The following is a 19,365-nucleotide window of genomic DNA, read 5'->3' as shown; positions in this document are numbered from 1 at the left end:
CGCGCGGGGCGCGAACGCCCTCAGATCAGCGCGCGGAATTCCTCGAGCACCTGGCGATAGACGCGGCGCTTGAACGGCACGATGAGGTCGGGCAGCAGCTCGGGCTCGACCCACTTCCACGCGAGGAATTCGGCAGGATCGTGCGCGTCGAGGTCGATCTGCGCGTCCTCGCCGGTGAAGCGCAGCAGCAGCCACTTCTGGCGCTGGCCGCGGTACTTGCCGCCCCACAGCTTGCCCATCAGCTCGCCGGGGAGATCGTAGAAGTGTTCCTCGCGGCTCTCGGCGATGACGGTGACGAGATCGGGCGTGACCCCGGTTTCCTCGTGCAGTTCGCGCATCGCCGCGGCGTGGAGGTCCTCGCTAACGTCGATCCCGCCCTGCGGCATCTGCCAGGCATCGCCTTCCTTGCTGTCGATGCGCTGGCCCACGAACACGCGGCCCTGCGCATTGACGAGCATGACGCCGACGCAGGGGCGGTAGGGCAGCCCGGCAAAATCACCCGTCATCGCTTCGAACGTCCTCTTGTGTCTCAGGCTCCGCTGCGAGCCAGCTTCAGCCTTACCTCGGCAAGGATTGCCGAAAGGTCATCGTTGGCCGAAGGAAGTGCCTTGCGGGTTTGCGCAAAGCCGTGGATCGTGCCTTTCAACTCCAGATAGCTTACGTCAACCCCCGCCTGGATCAGCGCGGCGCCATAGGCGCGGCCGCCGTCGCGCAAGGGGTCGAGCCCGGCGGTGACGAGCACCGTCGGCGGCGTGTTCGCAAGGTCGCCCTTGATCGGCGCCGAGCGCGGATGGCCGGGCTCGGCGGCGTAGCAGTTGCCGAACCAGATCATCGTGTCGCGGGTGAGCAGGAAGCCTTCGGCGAAGGCGTGGTACGACCAGTCGTCGAGGTTGTCGTCGGCGACCGGATAGAGCGGCGCCTGGACCAGCACGGGCACGGCGGCGGGATCGGCGGCGAGCGCCTGGCTGACGACGATGGTGAGGTTGCCGCCGGCCGAATCGCCGGTGGTGACGAGCCCGGTGACGGTGCGGCCGAGCTCTGCGGGGCTGCCCGCGATCCAGCGCGTCGCGGCCTCGCAATCGTCGGGCGCGGCGGGGAAGGGATGTTCGGGCGCGAGGCGATAGTCGACCGCGACGACCGGCAGGTCGAGCTCGTCGGCGATCGCGGTGCACAGGCTGTGGTGGCTTTCGAGATCGCCAATGACGAAGCCGCCGCCGTGGTAGAACACCACCACCGGGCTCGCCTCGCGAGTCTCGCGCTTGTCGTAGAGACGCAGGCGGATGTCGCCAGCGGGGCCGGGGCAGGAAAGATCGCGGATCACGGCGAGCGGGCGCGGATCGGCTTCGGCGAGCTGGCCCATCGCGAGATAGCCGGCGCGCGCCATTTCCGGTCCCACTTCGCTCATCGGCGGGGCTTCGGCGGCGTTCATCATGGCGAGGAAGGCCGCGACGTCGGGGCGGACGTAGTGCTGCGGCTTCTCGATCGTATCGCTCTCGGACATTGGCTTTCCTCTCTTTTGCAGGTTGCGGCGGCTTGTCCCGCTGCCCTGCCGGACCATATTGAGTCTGCTTTTTGCAACTTGACTAGTGTCGGCGAACAGAATCAAGTCCGCAGGGCGTTTTGGGGCATGGCAGATTTTCTTCTTTGCCCCGGGCCGCATCGGGGAATAGGCGCGACACGAGCATCGGCGGAGGGCGACTCTCCGGCGCGCAGCAGAGGATAGTATGGCGACACTTGCAGATGGACCGGACGCTCTGACGGGCGGCAAGGAAACCCCCGCTCCCGAGGCGGTCGTGGTGCGATTTGCCGGCGACTCGGGCGACGGCATGCAGCTGACCGGGGGTCAGTTCACCCTTTCGACCGCGCTTGCCGGCAACGACCTTGCGACCTTCCCCGATTTCCCCGCGGAAATCCGCGCGCCGCAGGGCACGCTGTTCGGCGTTTCGGCGTTCCAGATCAACTTCGGCTCGACCGACATCGAGACCGCGGGCGACCAGCCCGACGTGCTGGTGGCGATGAACCCGGCAGCGCTCAAGACCAATGTCGGCGCGCTCAAGGCGGGCGGGCTGATCATCGCCGACAGCGGCGAGTTCAACAAGCGCAACCTCGAGAAGGCCAAGTACGAGGTCAATCCGCTTGAGGACGGCAGCCTCGAAAAGTGGCAGCTGCTGGCCTTCGACATCTCGGCGCTGACGCTCGAGGCGGTCAAGCCCTTCGGCCTTGGCAACAAGGAAGCGCTGCGCTGCAAGAACATGTGGACGCTCGGCCTTGCGCTGTGGATGTTCGACCGCGACCGGCAGCCGCTGATCGACTGGCTCAACGCCAAGTTCAAGAAGAGCCCGGTGCTGGCCGAGGCCAACATCGCCGCGCTCAACGCCGGCCACGCCTATGGCGAGACGGCCGAGCTGGCGGGCCCGCTCAAGCAGTACCACATCGCTCCGGTCGAGAGCGAACCGGGCCTCTATCGCACGGTGACCGGCGCCGAAGCGATCAGCCTCGGCCTCGTCGCGGGCGCGCAGCTTGCCGAGCTGCCGATGTTCTTCGGCGGCTATCCGATCACGCCGGCTTCGGCGATCCTGCACAACCTCGCCAAGCTCAAGGAATACGGCGTCACCACCTTCCAGGCGGAAGACGAGATCGCCGCGATCGCCTCGGCCATCGGCGCGAGCTATGCGGGGCAACTGGGCGTGACCTCGTCGTCGGGCCCGGGCATTGCATTGAAGGGTGAGGCGATGGGCCTTGCCATCATGACCGAGCTGCCGCTGGTGATCGTCAATTCGCAGCGCGGTGGTCCGTCCACGGGCCTGCCGACCAAGACCGAGCAGTCGGACCTCTACCAGGCGATCTATGGCCGCAACGGCGACGCGCCGATGCCGGTGATCGCCGCGCGCAGTCCGGCCGACTGCTTCGACGTCGCGATCGAGGCCTGCCGCATCGCGGTGGAATACATGACCCCGGTGATGCTGCTGACCGATGGCTACATTGCCAATGCTGCCGAGCCGTGGAAGGTGCCGGATCCTTCGGCCTATACCCCGTTCCCGGCCAAGTTCCTGACCGAGAAGAACGGTCCCGATGGCGAGCTGCTGCCCTTCGCGCGCGACGAAAAGGGAGCGCGGCCCTGGATCAAGCCGGGCACGCCGGGCCTGATGCACCGCATCGGCGGCATCGAGAAGAACCCCGGCACCGGCAACATCGACTACTCGCCCGCAAGCCACCAGATCATGACCGACGCGCGCAAGGCCAAGGTCGACGGCGTGGCCAAGGGCATCCCGCCGCAGGACATCGCGCTCGGCGACGAGAGCGACACGCTCGCGGTGGTCGGCTGGGGCAGCACCTACGGCCCGATCCACCAGGCGGTGCGCCGTGCGCGTCGCAAGGGGCTGAAGGTGAGCCACATTCACGTCCGCCACGTCTGGCCGCTGCCGGAGAACCTCGGCGACCTGCTCAAGGGCTACGACAAGATCCTCGTGCCCGAGATGAACACCGGCCAGTTCAAGACCGTGCTGCGCGACCAGTACCTGGTCGATGCCAAGCCGCTCAACAAGACCAGCGGCCAGCCCTTTACCATCGCGGAAATCGAAGCCGCGATCATGCACGCGCTCGGCGGTGACATCGGTGGCGAAGTCGACGCCGACGCAACGCAGCTGCCCAGCATCAAGAGTGTCAATCCATGAACGACATGACCCCCATCGCGAAGTTCCAGACCACCATCAAGGACTGGGAAACCGACCAGGAAGTGCGCTGGTGCCCGGGCTGCGGCGACTATGCGATCCTGAAAGCGGTGCAGCGCACCCTGCCCGAAATCGGCGCGGACCCGTCGAAGACCGTGTTCGTTTCGGGCATCGGCTGCTCGAGCCGCTTTCCGTACTACGTCGAAAGCTATGGCTTCCACACGATCCACGGTCGTGCACCGGCCTTCGCCACGGGCATCAAGCTCGCCAATCCCGAGCTCGACGTCTGGCTGATCACCGGTGACGGCGACGGCATGTCGATCGGCGGCAACCACACGATGCACATCCTGCGGCGCAACGTGAACACGCAGATCCTGTTGTTCAACAACGAGATCTACGGCCTGACCAAGGGCCAGTATTCGCCGACCAGCCGCGAGGGCACCAATTCGCCGACCTCGCCGCTGGGCTCGGTCGACCGCCCGGCAAGCCCTTGCGCTTTCGCGCTCGGCGCGGGCGCGCGCTTCATCGCCCGCGGGTTCGACGTGTCGAAGGAACTGCCGAGCGTGCTCAAGGCGGCGCACGCGCATCAGGGCGCGGCCTTCGTGGAAATCTTCCAGAACTGCATCGTCTACAACAAGGACCGGTTCGAGGACTTCGCCGCACCCAAGGGCGCCGAGCAGAACCAGCTGTGGGTGAAGCACGGCGAGCCGATGCTGTTCGGTTCGGTCAAGTCGGGCGGCATCCGCGGCATCGCGCTCGACACCAAGACGCTGAGCCTCAAGGTCGTCGACGTGGCCACGAGCGAGGACGGAACGCCCGACTGGCAGGCGGCGGGCGTGATCGTCCACAACGTCAAGAACCGCGCCGTCGCGCACATGCTCGTGGAAATGCCGTTCGGGCCGTTCCCGATGGCGCTGGGCGTGATCTACGACGACCCGCGCCCGACCTACGAGGCGACCGCGCTCGCACAGGACGAACAGGCGCGCGCGGGCAAGGACGCGAACCTCGCCAAGCTGCTCGGCAAGGGCCAGACCTGGACCGTCGGCGGAACGGCGGCCGATCCGGTTTGATCGCCGGGGTTTGTCAAGGCTTCAGAGGCCGCGAGGATGTGACATGGTCGCACCCTTGCGGCCTTTCCTGTTTGAGGTCATCGATTGGACAATCTGACGCATAGCCTGGTCGGCTGGGCGCTGGCGGAAACGGGGCTCAAGCGCCGGACGCGGAAAGGTCTGGCGGCGCTGGTGCTGGCGGCGAACATGCCGGACATCGACGTGTTCTTCGGCTGGGCGCCGTGGCCGCCGCTTGCGATGCATCGCGGCTTCACGCACGGGCTGGTGGGGGGCGTTCTGCTGCTGCCGCCGGTGCTGGCGGGGCTGCTGTGGCTGCTCGACCGGTGGCAGGCGGCGAGGGGGCGAGTCGGCCCGGATGCGCCGCGCTTGCGGTACGGGTGGCTGGTGCTGCTGAGCTATCTCGGCGCGATCACGCATCCCCTGCTCGACCTGCAGAACGTCTATGCGGTGCAGCTGATGTCGCCGCTGAGCGCGCGCTGGTTTCACAGCGATGGGCTGTTCATCGTTTCGCCCTGGCTGCTGGGGATGCTGGGTCTCGGCATCTGGCGAAGCCGTGCGCGCGGGCGGGCGTTGCCGGCGGCGGCTGCCCTGCTGGCGTCGGCGGCGTTCATTGTCGGCAACGTCGGCATCTCGGCGCTGGCGTGGCGGGCGGTGCCGGGCCGGCCCGACCGGGTGTTCGCCTCGCCCGCGCCGCTCGCCTTCTGGCGGCGCGAGGTGGTGTGGCGGCAGCAAGGCGTGATCGCGCGGGGCGACTACGATCCGTTGCGCTCGCCGACGGCGCTGTCCATCTCGGGAGAGCTGGCCGCGGACAACATGGCGCTGCCTGTCGTGCGCGAGGCCGTGGCCGCATCGGCGGAGCTGCGCGATTTCCTCGCCTGGTCGCAGATGCCGATGGCGGCGGTCGAGCAGCACGGTTGCGTTGCGCGGGTGACGGTGGCCGACGCGCGCTTCGCCGCGACCCCGATCCGCGGCTCGTTCAGCCGGACGGTCGAGCTGGATCGCTGCCGCCCGCAGGGGTGAGCGCATCGAGCGTGTCGCCCGCCTGCTCGGCCACGGCCTTGGCGGGGCGGTGGAGCAGCGCGGAGGCAAGGAAGGCCCAGCCTGCGCCGCCGAGCCAGCCTGCCGCGACGTCGCTGGGGAAATGAACGCCGAGCCAGACGCGAGTAAAGGCGACGGCGAGGCTCAGCACCACCGCCGCGCCGATCAGCGTCCAGCGCACGGCACGGCGCGGGCTCATCGCGGCGAAGGCGAGCGCGATGGCGATGTAGACCACCGCCGAATTGAAGCTGTGGCCGCTGGGAAAGCTCTGGCCGCCCGCTTCGGTCAGATGCGGCACGATCAGCGGGCGCGGCCGGCCGACGGCGAGCTTGACGAGGGTGTTGACGAACCATCCGCCGACGACGGTCGCAACGAGCAGCACGGCTTCGCGGCGCAGGCGCAGGAACAGCAACGCGGCAAGGACGCCCGCAACAACGAGGTGACGCAGCAGCACGCCGCCGAGCGAGGTGAGGTCGCGAACCGCCTCGAGCAACCAGACGGGGCCGGCGGGCACCAGCCCTGCGCCGCGCCGCCAGAACAGCAGGCCGGCATCGTCGATCGGGCCGCTGCGGCCGGTGGCGACGGCCCAAGCGACGAAGGCGAAGCCAGCCCAGCACAGCGCGGACGCGACGAGCGCATGGGCGGGCGCGATGCGCCAGCTGTATGGCCTTTCGGGCAATCGACCTGGGATGGGGGAATCGGACATGGCGGGACGGAACGGTCAGGCGTCGTGCGGTGTTCCCGCCCCGTCGTCGCCAGCGCAACAGGAAAAACGGCTCGTGTCATCCCCGGGGAGCACCCCCACCATCGTCTGGCTGCGCCGCGACCTGCGCCTGGCCGACCAGGCGGCGTTCGTCGCCGCTGCCGCGACCGGCCAGCCGGTCATCCCGGTCTACGTACTCGACGATGAGGTCGCGAAGCAGTGCCGCATGGGCGGCGCCTCGCGCTGGTGGCTTCACCACAGCCTCGCGAGCCTCGACGCCGACTTGCGCAAGCTGGGCTCGCGGCTGATCCTGCGGCGGGGCAGGGTGCACGAGGAACTCGCCAAGATCCGCCGCGACACCGGCGCGCGCACGGTCCACGCGCTGCGGCACTACGAGCCGTGGTGGCGCAATGCCGAGAAGGCGGTGGTCAAGGTGCTGTCGCTCGAATGCCACGACGGCAATTACCTCGCCCCGCCGGGCTCGGTGACCACGGGCGGCGGCGGGATGTACAAGATCTATACGCCGTTCTGGAAGGCGCTGTCGGAGCGGATGCCGCCGGGCGATCCGCTGGCCAGACCCCACAAGCTCGAGGCCCCGGCGCATTGGCCGGCGAGCGACGCGCTTGCCGACTGGAACCTGCTGCCGAGCAAGCCCGACTGGGCCGGCGGCCTGCGCGCGGAATGGACGCCGGGCGAGGGGGGCGCGCGGGCGCGGCTCGAGGACTTTGCCGACAAGGCGCGACGCTATGAAGAGTGCCGCAACTTGCCCTCGGTCGAGGGCACCTCGCGCCTTTCGCCGCACCTGCACTTCGGCGAGGTCTCGCCCGCGACGGTGTGGCACGCCGTGGCCGATGCGGGCGGTTCGGTGCGCACGTTCCTCGGCGAGCTGGGCTGGCGCGACTATGCGCAGAACGTGATCCTGCAGTTCCCCGACTACGGCTCGCGCAATGCGCGCGAGGCGTTCGACCAGATCGCCTGGCGCGATGCGCCGGAGGAACTGAAGGCGTGGCAGCAGGGGCGCACCGGCTATCCGATCGTCGATGCCGGCATGCGCGAATTGTGGCACACCGGATGGATGCACAACCGCGTGCGGATGATCGCGGCGAGCTTCCTCGTAAAGCACCTGCTGATCGACTGGCGGGAAGGCGAGCGGTGGTTCTGGGACACGCTGGTCGATGCGGACTACGGCTCGAACGCGGTCAACTGGCAGTGGATTGCCGGCACGGGCATCGATTCCAACATGTTCGTGCGGATCATGGCGCCGCTGACGCAATCGCCCAAGTTCGACGCGGCGGGCTATATCCGGGAATGGGTGCCCGAGCTGAAGCACCTGTCGGACGAGGAGATCCACGATCCCAAGCGCGTGCCGAAGGGCTATCCGGCGAAGATCATCGGCCATGCCGAAGCGCGGGCGAGGGCGCTGGCGGCGCATGCGGCGATCAAGGGGTAGGATGGACCAGAGCGCCCGCCGTCGCGCGAGGCCGGCCGTCCAAACGCGATCGGCGGGCTAACCAAGCCGAAACATATGTTCGCGCTGTCCGTCGGGCCCCTCGTCCTCGCCTACGTGGGTAAAACCGCACCGGAGCAGGATGGCACTGGAGGCCGGGTTGGTATCGGCTACGGTTGCAAACAGGGGCCTTTGGCCGTGCATCTGCAGGAATTGCGCCACTGCATTTTTACCGATGCCCTTGTGCCAGTGTTCGCGCCCGAACCAGTAGGCAATTTCCTGCCTTTCGCCCCGGGGAAATGCCGACACGTACCCTACGACATTTCCATCGCTCTCGACGGTCATCACGATGCACTGGGGATCGCTGATGATCCGCTTCCAGTGCTTCTCGAAGGCCACGCGGGTTCGCGAAGTGAATCCGACCATCTCTGCTGCTTCCGCATCACATTGATGCTCGAAGAATACGGGCAGATCGGAAGGCTCGACGGCGCGGAGTTCGATCTTCATGCCATGTTTCTAAGTGCTCTTGAGGGTAATGCAAAGTCGGGTGGCCGGCACGCGAGTTTGGAGCCAACGGGGCTGCGGACCGTGCCGGGCGCCGGCTATTGCCGGTAGGCCCGAGGCTGTCTGCTACTCCTGCCGTGCTGCGTTACGCCGGCGCCGCCCCATAGCGCGCCAGCAGGTCGTCAAGCACCACGACGCCGAGCAGGTTGGCGAAGGCGCAGCCGACGAGGCCGTCCTGCCACCAGACGACTTCGGCCTGCATCGATTCCATTCCCGGCAGGGTCAGCCAGCAGATCGTGCCGACGTGCATGCGGTGCAGCGCGACGGCCGCGAAACCGCCCAGCGACAGGTCCTGCACGGTGGTGGGGAAGCTCTTGGCGGCCGAAGCGCGCAGCGTCGCGGGGATCTCCACGCGCTGGCGCGGGGCGCAGCGGTCTTCCTGCGCCGAGTGTTCGTAGCTGCCCGGCCCGAACCGGGAATCGCGCCATGTCGTGCTCATCGACCCAATCCCTGTTGCCGCAATGGCCGGCAGGATCGGAAGAATGTAACGTGACGGCGTTAACGTGCGCTTATGCAGGCTGGTTAACGCGCTCGCGATGGGGGCTGGCGAAAGGCTCGGCGAGCAGCGCCGCGATGCGGTCGGCCACGACCTCGGGCTCCTTGACCGTCTGCGGGTCCTCGCCGGGATAGGCCTTGGCGCGCATCGCGGTGCGCGTGGCGCCCGGATCGACCACGGCGACGCGCACCTTCGACGTGCCGCGCGTTTCGAGCGCGTAGCTTTCGAGCAGGTTGTCGAAGGCTGCCTTGGACGAGCCGTAGGCGCCCCAGTAGGCGCGCGGGGAGGCGCCCACGCTGCTGGTGACGCCGAGCACCCGGGGATCGGCGCTCTTCTTGAGCATCCGGTCGAAGCCCATGATCAGCGCCTGCGTCGCCAGCACGTTTAGCGTCAGGCCACGCATGAAGTCGCGCTGCTCGATCTGCCAGACGGGCGTGAGCACCGGCAGCACCGCGGCGTTGATGACCAGCATGTCGAGCGCGTCCCAGCGGCCCGAAATGGCGGTGGCGAGGCGAGCGATGCCCTCGGGCTCGGCCAGATCGACCGGCGCGATCGTGGCGTTGCCGCCGGCAGCGAAAATCGCTTCCTCGACCGCTTCGAGATCCTTGGCCGTTCGCGCGACGAGGATCACGTGCGCGCCCGCTGCGGCAAGCGCCCTGGCCGTCGCTGCGCCGATCCCCCGGCTGGCGCCGGTGACGAGTGCGAGCTGGCCTTCGAACGGCCGCGCCGCCTGCGTCATCAGGCGACCTTCTCGACCGGCAGGGCGAGCTGGCCCTGGTCCTCGCGCTCGGCAAGGTCGGTCAGGCGCGTGGGATAATCGCCGCTGAAGCAGGCGTCGCAATATTGCGGGCGCGCCGCATTCCGCTGCGCTTCGCCGACCGCGCGGTAGAGTCCGTCGATCGAGACGAAGGCGAGGCTGTCGGCTTGGATGAACTTGGCCATCGCCTCGACGTCCATGCGCGCGGCGAGCAGCTTCGAGCGCTCGGGCGTGTCGACGCCGTAGAAGCACGAATGCTCGGTCGGCGGGCTGGCGATGCGCATGTGCACTTCGCTGGCCCCGGCATCGCGCATCATCTGCACGATCTTGAGGCTGGTGGTGCCGCGCACGATCGAATCGTCGATCAGCACGATGCGCTTGCCTTCGACGAGGGCGCGGTTGGCGTTGTGCTTGCGCTTGACGTCGAGATTGCGCGCGCCGTCGGACGGCTGGATGAAGGTGCGGCCGACGTAGTGCGAGCGGATGATGCCGAGTTCGAAGGGCAGGCCCGACTGCTGGGCATAGCCGAGCGCGGCGGGCACGCCGCTGTCGGGCACCGGGATGACGAGGTCGGCGTCGGCCGGGGCCTCGATCGCGAGTTCGGCGCCAATCGCCTTGCGCACCTGGTAGACCGAGCGGCCGCCCATGATCGAATCCGGGCGGCTGAAATAGACATGCTCGAAGATGCAGGGGCGGCCGGCCTCGTTGCCGAAGGGGCGGTGGCTGCTGATCGCGCCGTCGAGGCTGACCTGGACGAGCTCGCCCGGCTCCACTTCGCGCAGCAGTTCGGCGCCGACGACATCGAGCGCCACGGTTTCGCTGGCGAAGACCACCGCATCGCCGAGCTTGCCCATGACGAGCGGACGGATGCCGAGCGGATCGCGGCAGGCGATCATGCCCTCGGGCGTCATGCAGATCAGCGAATAGGCGCCTTCGACGAGGCGCAGGGCATCGACGAAGCGGTCGAGCAGCGTGGGATAGCGGCTGGTCGCGACGAGGTGGATGATGACTTCGGTGTCCGAGGTCGACTGGAAGATCGCGCCCTTCTGGACGAGGTCGCGCTTCAGGAACATCGCGTTCGAGATGTTGCCGTTGTGCGCGATGGCAAAGCCGCCCGAGGCGAGGTCGGCGAACAGCGGCTGCACGTTGCGCAGGCCGGACCCGCCGGTGGTGGAGTAGCGGACGTGGCCCGCGGCCATCATGCCGGGCAGTTCGGCGATCGCCTGGCCCGAGGAAAAGTTGGCGGCGACGTGACCGATGCCGCGGCGCGAGTAGAACTCCTGGCCGTCGAAGCTGGTGATGCCGACCGCTTCCTGCCCGCGATGCTGCAGGGCGTGGAGGCCGAGCGCGGCCATGGCAGCGGCATCGCGCGCGCCGAGCACGCCGAAAATGCCGCATTCTTCGCGCAGCTTGTCGCCGTCGCGGTCGAGGAAGGGATCGGTGATGTTCATGTGTCTTGGTGGACTCGCGCCGTGGACTTTTGGGGGCGGACGAGGCCGCCGGCCAGGGTCGGCGCCCATGTGGCGACGTTTGCCGGCAAACGCAAGGGGATTGCTCGCACGCCCGGTCGCGGCGCCCGATGCTGCCCCGATGCTGCCCCGATGCTGCAATGCGACGGTTCCGCCCGGAACCGCAAGGGCGGGCTGCCGTATCGCTGGGGACCCTCACGCCGTTTCTCACCCACCAGACTTGCCAGGGAGCATGAAGTCCGATGACAGGCCATATTCTGCGCAGCGCCATCCTCGTGATCGCGGTGCTCGTGTTCGGGCTGCTGACGATCGCTTATGGCGCGCATATCCTGCGCTGAGCCCGGCGCCTTGCGGGCCAGGGTTTAGCGGACCTTAAGGAATATCGGGCAGGCAGCAGGCCATGCGCGCCGCCCGCGAGCCCACGACCTGCCTGGTCACCGTCGCAGCCTATGCGGCAGCCGTCGCCTACTCGATCGTGTCGAGCCGGGTCGATGGCGGGATCGCGATGGTCTGGATCGCGGGCGCGGTGCTTGCCGCGCGGCTGGCGGACTTGCGCCGGCGCGCCTGGCCGGCGGTGGTGCTCGCCTGCGTGCTCGCCAACGTGCTGGTGACCGGGCTGGTCGGGTTGGGCTGGAGCGCGGCGCTGCCGCTTGCGCTGGTCAATGCCGGGGAGGCGGTCGCCGCCGCGCTGATCCTGCGGGTCCTGCTGCGCACCTGCTGGCCGTTCGATGCGCTCGAGGTGGTCGCCGGCTACTATCTAGGTATCGGCATCGCCGTGCCGCTGTGCGGGGCGGTGGTGGCGACCATGCTGCTGCCGCTGGTGCTGCCGGGGCCGCTGCCGCACGGCTTCTTCCACTGGTTCATCGGTCATTCGGTGGGGCTGATCATGGCGATCCCGGTGTCGCTGATGGCGACGCGCCTCGCGTCGGGCCGGCTGCGCTCGTTCGACCTGGGCGAGGGCGCTTCGAGCGCGCTGCAACTGGCGACGATGGCGCTGCTGACCCACGCGGTGTTCATGCAGAGCGCGCCGGTCGCGATCCTGTTGCCGGTGGCCTTCGTCGTGGTGGTCGGCTGGAAGGGCAACCCGATCGTCGCCACTGCGCTGCCGGTGGTGCTGGGCGCGGTCGGCGGGCGGCTGACCCGCGCCGGCCACGGGCCGTTCCGGCTGCTCGACCTTGCGACCGCCGACCGGATGCAGGTCTTCGCGCTCTATGCCGCGGCGGTGATGCTTTGCGTGCTGCCGCTGCTGTGCGACCGCGCCGCGCGCCGGCGCCGGACGGCGGAGCCCGTGCTGGCGCTGGAGTGAGCGCGGGAACCGATCGCGGCGGCTGCGGTTGTGCGGCGCGAGCGGTCGGGATGGGGAGCCATTGCCAGTTGCGGCAAGTCGCCGTAAATCCGCGACGCGCATCCTCCCGCGCCGCACCACGCGGCAGAAGCGAAAGACCCGCCGCTTGATCCTCTCGCCGTTCGAATGGACCATCGCCAAGCGCTACATGCTGCCGGGGCGGGGCGAGGCGTTCATCGCGCTCGTGGCCGGGATCAGCTTCGTCGCGGTCATGCTGGGCGTTGCCGCGCTGGTGATCGTGATGAGCGTGATGAACGGCTTCCGCGCCGAACTGCTCGACAAGATCGTCGGGCTCAACGGCCATGCGATCATCCAGGCCTATGGCGGGCGGCTCGACAACTGGCAGGAGATCCTCAGGAAGGTCGAGGCGACGCCCGGCGTGACGCACGCCTCGCCGCTGATCGAGCAGCCGCTGCTGGCGACGTTCAACGGCCGGGTCGAGGCGATTCTCGTGCGCGGCAACACCCAGGGCGACCTCAAGCGGTTGTCGCAGAAGGTCGTGGCGGGCAACTTCGCCGCGCTCGCGGCCAATTCGGGCAATGTCGCGCTCGGCTCGCGCCTTGCCGAGAACCTCGGCGTGCGGATCGGCGACACGATCACGATCATCAATCCGGCGGGCCGATCGACGCCCTTCGGCACCGTGCCGCGCCAGGTCGGCTACACCGTGGCGGCGATCTTCGAGATCGGGGTCTACGACTACGACAACGCCTATGTGGTGATGCCGATACCCGATGCGCAGACGCTGCTGCTGACCGGCGACACGATCGGCATGATCGAAGTGACCACCACCGACGCCGACACCGCGATGCAGACGATGGCGCCGGTCAAGGCGGCGCTTGCCGGGCGCGCGGTCGTGACCGACTGGAAGACGATCAACGCCAGCCTGTTCGAGGCGCTGGCGGTCGAGCGCGTGGCAATGTTCGTGGTGCTCTCGATCATCGTGCTGGTCGCGGTGTTCAACATCCTGTCCTCGCTGATCATGCTGGTCCGCGCCAAGACCCGCGACATCGCGATCCTGCGCACGATGGGCGCGACGCGGAAGAGCCTGCTCAAGGTCTTCGTCACGATCGGCTTCGTCATCGGCGCGCTGGGCACGCTGGGCGGACTGCTGCTGGGCTTCGTGTTCCTGTTCTTCCGCCAGCCGATCGTCCATGCGGTCGAGTTCCTGACGGGGCAGAACCTGTGGGACCCTTCGATCCGCTTCCTCACCGACCTGCCGAGCCGCAGCGATCCGGTCGAGATCACGGTGATCTGCATCATGGCGCTCGTGCTCAGCTTCCTCGCCACGCTCTATCCGGCGCTCAAGGCGGCGAGCACCGATCCGGTCCAGGTGCTGCGCTATGAGTGATCCTGTCGTCCGCCTCGACAACCTGCGCCGCAGCTTCACCCAGGGCGGCGTCACCATCGACGTGCTGCGCGGTGTGAACCTCGAGATCCGGCCCGGCGAGATCGTGGCGCTGCTGGGGCCGTCGGGCTCGGGCAAATCGACCATGCTCCAGGCGGTCGGCCTGCTCGAAGGCGGGTTCGAGGGGCTGATCGAGATCGCCGGCATCAACGCCTCGGCGCTTTCGGGCGATGCGCGCACCACGTTGCGGCGCGATCACCTCGGCTTCGTCTACCAGTTCCACCACCTGCTGCCCGATTTCAACGCGACCGAGAACGTCGTGCTGCCGCAGATGGTCGCGGGCCGCCCGGCGAGCGAGGCGAGGGCGCGCGCGGCCGAACTGCTCACCGCGCTCGGGCTCGGCCACCGGCTCGACCATCGGCCCAACCAGCTTTCGGGAGGCGAACAGCAGCGCGTCGCGGTGGCGCGGGCGCTCGCCAACCGGCCGGCGCTGGTGCTGGCCGACGAACCCACCGGCAACCTCGACGAGGCGACCGCCGACCGCGTGCTCGAGGAGTTCCTGAAGCTGGTGCGCGGCGAAGGCAGCGCGGCGTTGATCGCGACGCACAACGAACGGCTTGCCTTCCGCATGGACCGCGTGGTGCGCCTGCACGAAGGGGTTCTCGGCTAGGTTCGGGGATACGGGAACCGGTCTCGCGCGTTGTCGCCGCGCAAAGGAGAGCGCATCCCATGAACACCACGATCCGCGGCGAATCCGGCACGTCCGACTTCTGGAACGACCATGCGACGGTCCTGCGGCGCGAGGCCGCCGACGGCGTGTTTCACGGCTTTGCCGCGCTGCATTCGGGCACGTTTGCGGCCATGGTCCGGCTCGTCGCGCGCATGCCCGAGCACGAACGCGAGGGTCTGGTGATCGAGAAGTCGGGCGATAGGCAGTATGGCCCCGGCGAGATCCTGGCTTTGGCCCGCCGCAACGACTTTCCGGCTTGAACGACGCGCGCGCCTGTGACACCACCGGGGTTGTATTGCACACAACCTAACAGGGTCGTCCGACATGGCAGAGCCGCGCACCATCGCCGATTTCACCGCCAAGCTGCCCAATGGCGAAAGGCTCGACCTTTCGGCCAAGGCGGGCAAGGTGCTGCTCGTCGTCAACACCGCATCGAAGTGCGGCTTCACCCCGCAGTACGACGGGCTCGAGAAGCTGTGGAAGAGCTACGGCGAACGCGGGTTCGAGGTGCTGGCCTTCCCGTGCAACCAGTTCGGCGGACAGGAACCCGGCACCGCCGAGGAGATCGACAGCTTCTGCAAGGTCAACTTCGGGGTGAGCTTCCCGCTGATGGCCAAGATCGAGGTCAACGGCCCCGGCGCCGACCCGCTCTACGACTGGCTCAAGGCCGAAGCGCCCGGGGTGCTGGGGACCAAGGCGATCAAGTGGAACTTCACCAAGTTCCTGATCGGTCGCGACGGCAAGGTCGTCAAGCGCTACGCCCCGACCGACAAGCCCGAGAGCATTGCGAAGGATATCGAGGCGTTGCTCTGACTCCTGTTTCGCGCAGAGGCGCCTGGGAAGGAGAGAACAAAAGAGGTATCTCACGCAAAGACGCAAAGACGCCAAGATGTAGCGCCATGCGGCTAGGCCGCCTTGCTCGACTGGCGTTTGTTCGATGGGCGATAGACGCCTGCGGCGTGCGCAACCTCTTTGCGTCTTGGCGGCTTTGCGTGAGCCATTCCGGGCGAAGCCCGTGACCTTCGCCACCGTCTGCGTCCTCCGCGCCTCTGCGCGAGACCATTTTCTCCAGTGGATGAGCGCCGCCAGCCCCTCCTGAATTGCCGCTTCAGTTGCTATATCGGCTGGATGCCTTTCGCCCCCTTCGTTCCGCTGCGGGTCTTTTCCTCCTACACCATGCTCGATGGCGCGGTGGATCCGAAGGCGATCGCCAAGACCGCCGCCGAGCGGGGCTTTCCGGCGATCGCGATCACCGACCGCAACGGGCTCTACGGCAGCGCGGCCTTCGCAAAGGCGTGCAAGGACGTGGGCGTCCAGCCGGTCATCGGCGTCATGCTGGCAGTCGCGCGGCCCGAGCGCGAAGGCGCGGCGACCGGCTTCGGCCCCGCTGCGCCGACGATCGACTGGCTCGGGCTCTATGCGCAGGATGCGCGCGGGTACGACAACCTCTGCCACCTCGTCAGCCGCGCGCACCTCGACCGCCCGCTGGAGCATGCGCCGCACGTCGTGCTGGCCGATCTCGTCGGCCATACCGACAGCCTGATCTGCCTGACGGGCGGCGGCGAGGGCGCGCTGACGCGGCTGCTCGCCGGGGGGCAGGCGGCGGCGGCCGAGGCCTATTGCGACCGGCTGCAGGAGCTGTTCGGCGACCGGCTCTACATCGAATTGGCGCGCACCGGCGATCCCGTCGAGAGCGGCGGCGAGGACGGGCTGTTCGACCTCGCCTTTAGCCGCGACATCCCGCTCGTCGCGACCAACCCGGCGTGCTTTGCAGAAAGCGGCTTCTACGCCGCGCACGACGCGATGCTGTGCATCGCCAGTTCGACCCATGTCGACAGCCCCGATCGCCCGCGCTCGTCGCAGGAATGGTGGATCAAGCCTGCCGACGCAATGGAGCAGCTCTTCGCCGACTGCCCCGAGGCGCTCGCCAACACGCTCGTCGTCGCGCAGCGCACCGCCTGCATGCCGCCCAAGCGCAAGCCGATCCTGCCGAGCCTTGCCGGCGACAAGGAGGGCGAGGCGAAAGCCTGCGCCGCCGACAGCCGCACCGGCCTCGTCGCGCGGCTCAAGCCCTATTATCCCGAAACGACCCATGGCGAGCTGTCCGCCCTGCTCACGCTCGGGCCGGACGCCGAGCCCGATCCCGCAGCGTTTCCGCAGCTTGCCGCCGCGGGCGTGCTCGAGGAGGTTCTGAACTATCGCCAGCGGCTCGAGTTCGAGATTTCGATCATCAACCGCATGGGCTTCGGCGGTTACTTCCTGATCGTTGCCGACTTCATCAAGTGGGCGAAGGAGAACGACATTCCGGTGGGACCCGGGCGCGGCTCGGGCGCGGGCTCGCTGGTCGCCTGGGCGCTCACCATCACCGATCTCGACCCGATCCGGCTGGGGCTGCTGTTCGAGCGGTTTCTCAACCCCGAGCGCGTGTCGATGCCCGACTTCGACATCGACTTCTGCGAAACCCGGCGCGGCGAGGTGATCCGCTATGTCCAGCGCAAGTACGGCGAGGACCACGTCGCGCAGATCATCACCTTCGGCAAGCTGAAGGCGCGCGCGGTGCTGCGCGATACGGGGCGCATCCTGCAGATGAGCTACGGCCAGGTCGACCGGCTCTGCAAGATGGTGCCCAACCATCCGACCGACCCCTGGCCGCTGCCGCGCGCGCTCAACGGCGTGCTCGAGCTGAAGCGCGAGTACGACCGCGATCCCGAGGTCAAGCGCCTGATCGACCTTGCGATGCAGCTCGAAGGCCTGCCGCGCAACAGCTCGACCCACGCGGCCGGCGTGGTGATCGGCGACCGGCCGCTGGCGCAGCTGGTGCCGCTCTACCGCGATCCGCGCTCGGACATGCCGGTCACGCAGTTCGACATGAAGTTCGTCGAGGATGCGGGCCTCGTGAAGTTCGACTTCCTCGGCCTCAAGACGCTGTCGGTGCTGCGCAAGGCGGTCGACCTGATGAAGAAGCGCGGGATCGAGATCGACCTCTCGACGCTCGCCTGGGACGACGCCGATACCTACAAGCTGCTCCAGTCGGGCGACACCGTGGGCGTGTTCCAGCTCGAATCCGAAGGCATGCGCCGCACGCTTGCGGCGGTGAAGCCGACCAACTTCGGCGACATCATCGCGCTCGTCTCGCTCTATCGCCCAGGGCCAATGGACAACATCCCGCTGTTCGGTCGGCGCAAGAACGGGCTCGAGAGCATCGAGTACCCGCACGAGAAGCTCGCCGGGATCCTCGCCGAAACCTACGGCATCTTCGTCTACCAGGAACAGGTGATGCAGGCGGCGCAGATCCTCGCCGGCTATTCGCTGGGCGATGCCGACCTGCTGCGCCGCGCCATGGGCAAGAAGGTCCAGGCCGAGATGGACGCGCAGCGCCAGCGCTTCGTCGATGGTTGCAAGACCGTGTCCGACATCCCGGCGGCCAAGGCCAACGAGCTGTTCGACTTGATCGACAAGTTCGCCGGCTACGGCTTCAACAAGAGCCACGCGGCGGCCTATGCGCTGCTTGCCTACCAGACGGCCTGGCTCAAGACCCATTATCCGCACGAATTCTATGCCGCCTCGATGTGCTTCGACATGCACCAGTCGGAAAAGCTGGCGGTGTTCGTCGACGACATGCGCCGCAACGGGGTGGCGCTGGCGGGGCCCGACATCAACCATTCCGAAGCCGAATTCACCGTCGAGCGGACCGACGACGGCTTTGCCGTGCGCTATGCGCTGGCGGGCCTGCGCAACGTGGGCGAAAAGGCGATGGAGGCGATCGTCGCCGAGCGCGAGGCCAAGGGGCCGTTCGCGAGCCTCGACGACCTGTTCAAGCGCATTCCGGCAGGATCGATGAACCGGCGCCAGCTCGAAGCGCTGGCAGCTGGCGGCGCGCTCGACGGCCTCGAACCCAATCGCGCCAAGCTGATCGCCAATGCCGAGCTGCTGATGGCGGTGGCCGACGAGGCGGCGCGCGCGCGCACCTCGGGGCAGGGCGGTCTGTTCGGCGGCGACGATCACGCCGCCCCCGCAACGCGCCTTGCCGAAACCAAGCCATGGAGCCGCGCCGAGCAGATGGCGGCCGAGCGCGAGAATTTCGGCTTCTACTTCGCCGCGCACCCGGTGGAGGAATATCGCGCGGTCGCTTCGGCCAACGGCGCGCGCTCCTACGGAAGCCTGATGACCGGCGGCGGCGAGGGCGGCGGCGGCCGGTCGGGCGCGGTCATGGCCGCGCTGGTCGAGAACGTGCAGAAGCGCAAGACGAAGAAGGGCAAGGACTTCGTCATGGCGGACTTCTCCGATTCGTCGGGATTGTTCTCCGCCTCGTGCTTCGAGGAGGCGCTGGTCGACGATTTCGTGACCTGGGCGCGCGATGGCACCTGCGTGCTGCTCAACGTCGAACTCGACCGTCCGAACCCCGACGAGCCGCCGCGGGTGACCGTGCGCAATGCCCGCCCGCTCGCTTCGGTGACCAGCGCGGCGCGCATGATGCTCAAGCTCGACGTTACGAAACCCGAGGCCATGGCCGAGCTGGCGATGCTGCTGCCGCGCGGCGGCGAGGCCAAGGGCGAGGTGCTGGCGCGGCTGCGGACGGGCAAGGGGCGCGAGCCGCTGGTCCGCCTCGGCACCGACTTCCGGCTCGACAGCGACCTGATCGAACGATTGATTCCGATCGAGGGGCTTGCCAATGTGGCCCTGACCGCAAGGCCGGAAAGGCATCTGCGGCTCGTAGAATAAAAGGAGAG

The 19,365-nt window shown here is 68.0% G+C and carries 17 protein-coding genes; 10 read left to right on the top strand and 7 right to left on the bottom strand.

All coding sequences use genetic code 11. From position 1 onward, the window contains the following. Positions 1–20 precede the first annotated feature (20 nt). Both K3A85_RS09910 and K3A85_RS09905 read right to left on the bottom strand, forming a co-directional pair. Positions 21–506, bottom strand: coding sequence for an RNA pyrophosphohydrolase (locus K3A85_RS09910; RefSeq protein WP_225206351.1), 486 nt, complete (start codon positions 504–506; stop codon positions 21–23). A gap of 23 nt (positions 507–529) precedes the next feature. Then, entirely contained in the window at positions 530–1,501 is a 972-nt protein-coding gene (locus K3A85_RS09905) for an alpha/beta hydrolase (RefSeq protein WP_225206350.1), read from the bottom strand. Between the two features lie 223 nt (positions 1,502–1,724). Here K3A85_RS09905 and K3A85_RS09900 point away from each other — a divergent pair, with 223 nt between their 5' ends. From K3A85_RS09900 to K3A85_RS09890, 3 genes are all read left to right on the top strand, one after another. Beyond that, on the top strand, positions 1,725–3,674 hold the full coding sequence (locus tag K3A85_RS09900; RefSeq protein WP_225206349.1) for a 2-oxoacid:acceptor oxidoreductase subunit alpha: 1,950 nt from the start codon (positions 1,725–1,727) through the stop codon (positions 3,672–3,674). After that, positions 3,671–4,741 carry a 2-oxoacid:ferredoxin oxidoreductase subunit beta gene (locus K3A85_RS09895; RefSeq protein WP_225206348.1) on the top strand — a complete coding sequence of 357 codons (1,071 nt, stop codon included), beginning with the start codon at positions 3,671–3,673 and terminating at the stop codon, positions 4,739–4,741. The genes K3A85_RS09900 and K3A85_RS09895 overlap by 4 nt, the downstream gene beginning before the upstream one ends. Positions 4,742–4,825: 84 nt before the next feature. Continuing rightward, positions 4,826–5,761, top strand: coding sequence for a metal-dependent hydrolase (locus K3A85_RS09890; protein WP_225206347.1), 936 nt, complete (start codon positions 4,826–4,828; stop codon positions 5,759–5,761). Here K3A85_RS09890 and K3A85_RS09885 read toward each other — a convergent pair. After that, entirely contained in the window at positions 5,718–6,458 is a 741-nt protein-coding gene (locus tag K3A85_RS09885; RefSeq protein WP_225206346.1) for a phosphatase PAP2 family protein, read from the bottom strand. The genes K3A85_RS09890 and K3A85_RS09885 overlap by 44 nt on opposite strands. 100 nt (positions 6,459–6,558) lie before the next feature. Between K3A85_RS09885 and K3A85_RS09880 the strand changes: the two genes are divergently transcribed. Beyond that, complete coding sequence (locus K3A85_RS09880) at positions 6,559–7,932, top strand: cryptochrome/photolyase family protein (protein WP_225206345.1); 1,374 nt, start codon at positions 6,559–6,561, stop codon at positions 7,930–7,932. 57 nt (positions 7,933–7,989) lie between these two features. On the opposite strand, the gene K3A85_RS09875 is transcribed toward K3A85_RS09880, so the two are convergent. The 4 genes from K3A85_RS09875 to purF all read right to left on the bottom strand — a co-directional run bounded on the left by K3A85_RS09875 (position 7,990) and on the right by purF (position 11,197). Next, on the bottom strand, positions 7,990–8,436 hold the full coding sequence (locus K3A85_RS09875) for a GNAT family N-acetyltransferase (RefSeq protein WP_225206344.1): 447 nt from the start codon (positions 8,434–8,436) through the stop codon (positions 7,990–7,992). A gap of 142 nt (positions 8,437–8,578) precedes the next feature. Further along, positions 8,579–8,932: a PilZ domain-containing protein gene (locus K3A85_RS09870; RefSeq protein ID WP_225206343.1), complete on the bottom strand. Its 354-nt coding sequence runs from the start codon at positions 8,930–8,932 to the stop codon at positions 8,579–8,581. 70 nt (positions 8,933–9,002) lie between these two features. After that, a complete protein-coding gene (locus K3A85_RS09865; protein WP_225206342.1) occupies positions 9,003–9,728 on the bottom strand; it encodes an SDR family NAD(P)-dependent oxidoreductase in 726 nt (241 codons plus the stop codon). Continuing rightward, on the bottom strand, positions 9,728–11,197 hold the full coding sequence (gene purF, locus K3A85_RS09860) for an amidophosphoribosyltransferase (protein ID WP_225206341.1): 1,470 nt from the start codon (positions 11,195–11,197) through the stop codon (positions 9,728–9,730). The genes K3A85_RS09865 and purF overlap by 1 nt, the downstream gene beginning before the upstream one ends. A 418-nt stretch (positions 11,198–11,615) precedes the next feature. Here purF and K3A85_RS09855 point away from each other — a divergent pair, with 418 nt between their 5' ends. The 6 genes from K3A85_RS09855 (at position 11,616) to dnaE (ending at position 19,357) form a co-directional block, all read left to right on the top strand. Further along, a complete protein-coding gene (locus K3A85_RS09855) occupies positions 11,616–12,521 on the top strand; it encodes an MASE1 domain-containing protein (RefSeq protein ID WP_225206340.1) in 906 nt (301 codons plus the stop codon). Between the two features lie 145 nt (positions 12,522–12,666). Further along, positions 12,667–13,908, top strand: coding sequence for a lipoprotein-releasing ABC transporter permease subunit (locus K3A85_RS09850; RefSeq protein WP_225206339.1), 1,242 nt, complete (start codon positions 12,667–12,669; stop codon positions 13,906–13,908). Continuing rightward, entirely contained in the window at positions 13,901–14,575 is a 675-nt protein-coding gene (locus K3A85_RS09845; protein ID WP_225206338.1) for an ABC transporter ATP-binding protein, read from the top strand. The genes K3A85_RS09850 and K3A85_RS09845 overlap by 8 nt, the downstream gene beginning before the upstream one ends. Positions 14,576–14,634: 59 nt before the next feature. After that, positions 14,635–14,895, top strand: a complete 261-nt coding sequence (locus tag K3A85_RS09840; protein ID WP_225206337.1) for a hypothetical protein — start codon at positions 14,635–14,637, stop codon at positions 14,893–14,895. Between the two features lie 64 nt (positions 14,896–14,959). Further along, positions 14,960–15,448, top strand: a complete 489-nt coding sequence (locus K3A85_RS09835) for a glutathione peroxidase (RefSeq protein ID WP_225206336.1) — start codon at positions 14,960–14,962, stop codon at positions 15,446–15,448. Between the two features lie 315 nt (positions 15,449–15,763). Next, a complete protein-coding gene (gene dnaE / locus K3A85_RS09830; RefSeq protein ID WP_225206335.1) occupies positions 15,764–19,357 on the top strand; it encodes a DNA polymerase III subunit alpha in 3,594 nt (1,197 codons plus the stop codon). Positions 19,358–19,365 lie beyond the last annotated feature (8 nt).

It is taken from the genome of Novosphingobium huizhouense, assembly GCF_020179475.1.
In the GTDB taxonomy this organism is placed as follows: domain Bacteria; phylum Pseudomonadota; class Alphaproteobacteria; order Sphingomonadales; family Sphingomonadaceae; genus Novosphingobium; species Novosphingobium huizhouense.
This window is presented reverse-complemented; position numbering and strand designations above follow the sequence as displayed.

Excerpts from the sequence above, each read along its gene's own strand:
- K3A85_RS09910 (WP_225206351.1), bottom strand. The coding sequence starts at position 506 with ATGACGGGTGATTTTGCCGGGCTGCCCTACCGCCCCTGCGTCGGCGTC.
- K3A85_RS09905 (WP_225206350.1), bottom strand. The coding sequence starts at position 1,501 with ATGTCCGAGAGCGATACGATCGAGAAGCCGCAGCACTACGTCCGCCCC.
- K3A85_RS09900 (WP_225206349.1), top strand. The coding sequence starts at position 1,725 with ATGGCGACACTTGCAGATGGACCGGACGCTCTGACGGGCGGCAAGGAA.
- K3A85_RS09895 (WP_225206348.1), top strand. The coding sequence starts at position 3,671 with ATGAACGACATGACCCCCATCGCGAAGTTCCAGACCACCATCAAGGAC.
- K3A85_RS09875 (WP_225206344.1), bottom strand. The coding sequence starts at position 8,436 with ATGAAGATCGAACTCCGCGCCGTCGAGCCTTCCGATCTGCCCGTATTC.
- K3A85_RS09870 (WP_225206343.1), bottom strand. The coding sequence starts at position 8,932 with ATGAGCACGACATGGCGCGATTCCCGGTTCGGGCCGGGCAGCTACGAA.
- K3A85_RS09865 (WP_225206342.1), bottom strand. The coding sequence starts at position 9,728 with ATGACGCAGGCGGCGCGGCCGTTCGAAGGCCAGCTCGCACTCGTCACC.
- purF (WP_225206341.1), bottom strand. The coding sequence starts at position 11,197 with ATGAACATCACCGATCCCTTCCTCGACCGCGACGGCGACAAGCTGCGC.
- K3A85_RS09855 (WP_225206340.1), top strand. The coding sequence starts at position 11,616 with ATGCGCGCCGCCCGCGAGCCCACGACCTGCCTGGTCACCGTCGCAGCC.
- K3A85_RS09845 (WP_225206338.1), top strand. The coding sequence starts at position 13,901 with ATGAGTGATCCTGTCGTCCGCCTCGACAACCTGCGCCGCAGCTTCACC.
- K3A85_RS09840 (WP_225206337.1), top strand. The coding sequence starts at position 14,635 with ATGAACACCACGATCCGCGGCGAATCCGGCACGTCCGACTTCTGGAAC.
- K3A85_RS09835 (WP_225206336.1), top strand. The coding sequence starts at position 14,960 with ATGGCAGAGCCGCGCACCATCGCCGATTTCACCGCCAAGCTGCCCAAT.
- dnaE (WP_225206335.1), top strand. The coding sequence starts at position 15,764 with ATGCCTTTCGCCCCCTTCGTTCCGCTGCGGGTCTTTTCCTCCTACACC.